Annotated in this window: 6 protein-coding genes; all 6 read right to left on the reverse strand. The window is 66.6% G+C overall.

Annotation, left to right across the window (positions count from 1 at the left end):
• Positions 1–209 precede the first annotated feature (209 nt).
• The 6 genes from KZA10_RS08700 to KZA10_RS08725 all read right to left on the reverse strand — a co-directional run bounded on the left by KZA10_RS08700 (position 210) and on the right by KZA10_RS08725 (position 4,112).
• Complete coding sequence (locus KZA10_RS08700; RefSeq protein WP_141386564.1) at positions 210–827, reverse strand: hypothetical protein; 618 nt, start codon at positions 825–827, stop codon at positions 210–212.
• Positions 818–1,387 carry a hypothetical protein gene (locus KZA10_RS08705; RefSeq protein ID WP_141386563.1) on the reverse strand — a complete coding sequence of 190 codons (570 nt, stop codon included), beginning with the start codon at positions 1,385–1,387 and terminating at the stop codon, positions 818–820. Before KZA10_RS08705 ends, KZA10_RS08700 begins: the two co-directional genes overlap by 10 nt.
• Positions 1,384–1,890 (reverse strand): hypothetical protein, encoded by a 507-nt coding sequence (locus KZA10_RS08710; RefSeq protein WP_141386562.1) that lies wholly within the window; start codon positions 1,888–1,890, stop codon positions 1,384–1,386. The genes KZA10_RS08705 and KZA10_RS08710 overlap by 4 nt, the downstream gene beginning before the upstream one ends.
• Before the next feature lie 5 nt (positions 1,891–1,895).
• Positions 1,896–3,182, reverse strand: a complete 1,287-nt coding sequence (locus KZA10_RS08715; RefSeq protein WP_218682669.1) for a hypothetical protein — start codon at positions 3,180–3,182, stop codon at positions 1,896–1,898.
• A 23-nt stretch (positions 3,183–3,205) separates the two neighbouring features.
• The gene (locus tag KZA10_RS08720) at positions 3,206–3,511 is read right to left on the reverse strand and encodes a hypothetical protein (protein ID WP_218682670.1); all 306 of its coding nucleotides are present in this window, start codon (positions 3,509–3,511) and stop codon (positions 3,206–3,208) included.
• Positions 3,512–3,620: 109 nt separating this feature from the next.
• The gene (locus tag KZA10_RS08725; protein WP_218682671.1) at positions 3,621–4,112 is read right to left on the reverse strand and encodes a hypothetical protein; all 492 of its coding nucleotides are present in this window, start codon (positions 4,110–4,112) and stop codon (positions 3,621–3,623) included.
• Between the last annotated feature and the right edge of the window lie 152 nt (positions 4,113–4,264).

The raw sequence follows: 4,264 nt of genomic DNA on the forward strand, positions 1-4,264 counted from the left end.
GAGCCTGCGACAGCGAACCCGCCACCTGCTCCATCTCCGCATAAGACGCACCGAAATCGGCCATCGTCCACACCTCCGCAAATCGAGAGAACCGGACCCCTCCGGCCCGAATAACACCACCCTACGGAACCACCCGCACCGACGTCGATGGGGACAACTCCCCATCCACGAGCGGATCAGCCGCAGGACCCGACGGGAGGCGGTTCGGATCAGGCGCCGGCTGCTGAGGACGGCGCCGCGCGGAAGCGGAACGAGCGGAAGATCTCCTCCACCTCCGGCTGGACGGCCTCCAACCGGATGGGATCCTCGTCGAGGAAGTCGAGCAGGAAGACCAGCCCGTCACGCACACCGATGGAGCGGACCGCGCCCACCGTCATGTCCGGAGACCCTTCCCTCGTCACGTCTGTTATCACCGCGCTCACGGCAACGTTCACGGCGACGTCGAAAGCGGTTCCTTCGAGGATGCTCCAGGTCTGCACGAACCCGCCGATGCCCAACCGTGCGTACTGCAGCAGGTCTTCGGCCGTCGTCGCCGACGTCTCGCCGATGTAGAGATGGATGACGATCGGATAGCCGCCGACGTACTCCGTGCGCCAGAAACGCTCGTGCGCGCCCCCGGGGATCGGGGTCGGTGCCGCCTGCAGCGCCAACGCCTGCTCGGTCAGCAGCTCGGCGGTGGACTCCGCCCCGGTGCCTGCGAGCAGATCTGAAGCCAGCAAAGACGCCCACTCCTGCGCGGTGGCGAACTCGCTCCATGGAAAGCAGAACGGAATCGGGACCCAGCGGCGTCCGTCGATGGTGAAGTCGTACTGCAGCTCTACTGCCACCGGAAAGTCTCCATGATCGAATCGGCGAGCTCGATGGCAGCTTCCACGAGGAGCGGATCCGCATCGTCCGGATAGGGCAGCGAGGCGGTGAAGACGAGCCCCCGCCGGGAGTTCTCCTCCGGTAGCGCGAACCCGTACCCGACCGAGCGGACGGCGATCCCCTCGAGCTCACCCTCACCGGGCTTCGTCCACTCCCAGCGGAGGATCGGCCCGATGGCCGTGTCGAAGGTCACGATCTCGGCCGTCGTCAGCGTGCGGAGGCCGGCCGCGAAGGTGGAACCGGACGGCGCGACCTGCTGGCGGACCGCGATCGAGAGCGGCAGATGGGTCAGCCCCTCGACCTCCCGATCAGCGAGATAGATGCTGTGGGTGCGGGTCTGCTCCAGCCGACGCCACTGGGTGGTGGCCAGCATCCGCAGCCGCACGTCGAGCTCGGGCTGCCCGAGCTGCTTCATCCGCGACGACACCTTCGCGATGTACCGCTTCCGCCCCTCTTCATCGACACGGTACTGCGACCAGCCGGGGGGCATCATGATGCGGAACCCGCTGAGGGCCGTCATCCGCGAGCACTCTCCCGGGAGCGGGCTCGGGAGCGGACTCGAGCTCGGGCCGCCACGATGCCGAGGAGCACCACGCCGAGTGCGGCGAGGAAGTAGAACGATGCGATCCACTGCGTCCCGATGAATCCGTCGTTGAAACGCGTGGGATCTTCGGGCGATGTGAGCGAGAGACCGAAGGAGCAGACCGCAGAGGCGAGCGTGGGACCGATCAGTCGACGCACCCGCAGCTCATCGACCGTGCGATTCGTGAGCGCGACGCCGAGCGCCAGCGCGATGGATGCGATGCCGAGAGCAACGAGCACACCTGTTGGCACCATGAACAGCGGATAGGGGACGACGACTCCCCACTTCGTGTCCATGGCGTCGCTCGCCTTGCCACCGGAGAGGATCAACGAACCGAGGAGGAACGCGATGGCAAGCGCGGGGGCCACGAGCACCACGAGACCGAAGAGCACTCGAAAGAGCTTCGCTGCCGCCGATCGTCTGTCAACTCCTGCTGCCACGCCACTCAGCCTACTCGGACGTCGCGAAGCCCTGCGATCTCGGGCTGAGCATCAGCGACACCCGCCCAGTCCGCCACCGAGGAGCCGACCCAGATCACACTGTTGAGGCTCTGGCGGATCCCGCCCGGCAGGCTTGCCGCTGTGGATGAGATGAACTGCTGGACACCCGGGCTGGTGGCGTAGGGCGAGCTGCGCATGGTGTTGACGAAGGTCGAGTCCTGGGCTGTCTGCGATCCCCCGAACCTGATCGCGTCGAACGGATTGGTGAGCATTCCCGGTTTCGGCAACGCCCGCGCCGACTGGACGGGCGCGAACAGCGATCGGAACGGCGTCCCCCACGTCGTCGGCCTCAGGAAGGAGAAGCGCGGCAGGGCACCTCGGATCGCGGCCGTGACAACGCCGCGTCCGCCCTGGATCACGCTCGACAGCGTGGGAACTCCCCGAGACAGCAACTTGCCGAGACCGAAAGGAAGCAACCCGACCGCGCTCCAGGCGACATCGCTCAACGTCGCCCGGCCGAACGCGAACTTCAGCGTGGTCAGCAGGAAAGACGCCGCCGCCAGGACGAAGATGATGGCCCCGAGCAGCCCGGTCAGCGGCGCGCCAATGACCAGGGCGATGATGCTGAGCACCACCAGGACGATCGCGATGACGTCGAGCACCTGGTCGATGAACTCCCAGAAGCCGTCGTTGTTCCCGGCCGTATCGATGGCCTTCTCGATGCCGTCCACGGCGGCGTCGTAGGCGTCGGACCACTCGTCGAAGACGCTGTCGAATGCCGACCACATCTCGGTGCGCGCGGTAGTGGCGTTCGTCAGGTTCGTCCCTGCCGCCGATGCCGAGGATTCGGCGTCGGCCAGCGCATCCGCTGCCGACGAGTCGGGTTCGGCTTCTGCGGCGCGCGACGTCGCCAGGCTCGCGGCGAGATCCGCGTCTTCCTTCTCGTCGAGAGCGGCCTGATACGCCCGCTCCGCCGCCTCGACCTCGGCGATGTTGCTCGCGAGCCAGGCGTTGGCGACGCCCAGTGCCTCGCCGTACGTCGTCAGCGTCTTCCCCGTGCCCGAGTAGCGGATAGCCGCCGCCGACAGATCGGTCGCGGTCTCGCTCGCCATCTCGGCCAGCTTGTCGGTGCCCTTGCTCTTGTGCACGGACGAATCGCCGATGCTCTTCAGCTGGGTCGCGGTCTCGTCCATCGTCGTGGCGAGCGTCCTCAGCTGGTTGCCCCGTGCGACGATGTCGGCCGCATTGCCCTCGAGAATCTGGAGTTCGTTACCGGTGTTCGGAGACCGCATCAGACCGCCCTGCTCGCACTGACCTACTGCGTGCTCGTCGATCCCTCGAGCTCGCTCGCGGTCGACGTGTCCCACTCGGACCAACCGTCGATGATCGACGTGAGCTGGTCCCTGATGTTCGTGAGGTTCTCCTGCAGCTTCCCGCGCTTGTCGCGCCAGGCCACTTCGAAGTCGATGACCTGGTTCAAGAGGTCCCCGCGGCCATCTGGGCGCTTGATCGCGTCCTCGAGGTCGTCATTGGTGTTCGCTGCCTGGTCGAACTCCCCGATCGCCGCTTCGAGACCCCGCTTCGCGTCTTTCAGCTGGGCGAGGTCGAGCATGATGTCCATCTGGCATCCCCTCCGGTCTTTCCTGCACGGCGACAGCTGCCGTCCCGGCTCCGAAACACTAACAATCCCTCGTCAGCCCCGTCGATGGGGACAACTCCCCACCGCGGGCCTACCCCTCGACGAGCGGCAGCTGCACCGTCACCTGGCGACCGGCCTGCACGAAGATGCCTCGCCCCTCGGGGAAGTCCGTGCGCTTGACCTTCGGGAACGGCACCTTGAACACCGCGTCGCCATCGAAGGAATCGGGCTTGAGGATGATGCCCTTGCGCCCGGCCTTGAAGTCGCCGATGAACCCGAAGCCGCTCGTGACCTGCGTGACGTCAGCGTCGCCGATGAGCAGGTGGTCGCTGCGGTTGATCGCCTGGAAGAGGGCCTTCATCTCGCGCTCGGCTGGGCTGTCGGCGAACTGGGGCACGTCTTCGACCACGATGAGCACCCTCGTCGGGAGCGAGTCGTCGGCGATCAGCTCGGTGATCTCCTTGGCGAGCTCCTTCGCGTCCTCCGGCGTCACGGCGCTGCGCGTCCAGCTCGTATAGTCCTTGAGCTGGGCACGACGGCCTCCGAAGTGGAACAGCACGGTCGCCGGGTCGAGTCGCCGCATCGAGGTGATGAGCGACTTGAGGGCGTTGGTCTTGCCCGACGACGGCGGACCGGCCACGACGAACGTGCCGACCGGGTCTATCGTGTCGGCGCGTGTCGGCAAGCACGGCATCGGCTTCGGCGCCCCGCTGCATGACAAGGGCAAAGACCTCG

Source organism: Microbacterium sp. BF1, from assembly GCF_019279095.1.
GTDB classification, from domain to species: domain Bacteria; phylum Actinomycetota; class Actinomycetes; order Actinomycetales; family Microbacteriaceae; genus Microbacterium; species Microbacterium maritypicum.

Bases quoted from the DNA above. Each gene is read 5' to 3' on its own strand.
- KZA10_RS08725 (WP_218682671.1), bottom strand. From the start codon at position 4,112: ATGCGGCGACTCGACCCGGCGACCGTGCTGTTCCACTTCGGAGGCCGT.
- KZA10_RS08705 (WP_141386563.1), bottom strand. From the start codon at position 1,387: ATGACGGCCCTCAGCGGGTTCCGCATCATGATGCCCCCCGGCTGGTCG.
- KZA10_RS08720 (WP_218682670.1), bottom strand. From the start codon at position 3,511: ATGGACATCATGCTCGACCTCGCCCAGCTGAAAGACGCGAAGCGGGGT.
- KZA10_RS08715 (WP_218682669.1), bottom strand. From the start codon at position 3,182: ATGCGGTCTCCGAACACCGGTAACGAACTCCAGATTCTCGAGGGCAAT.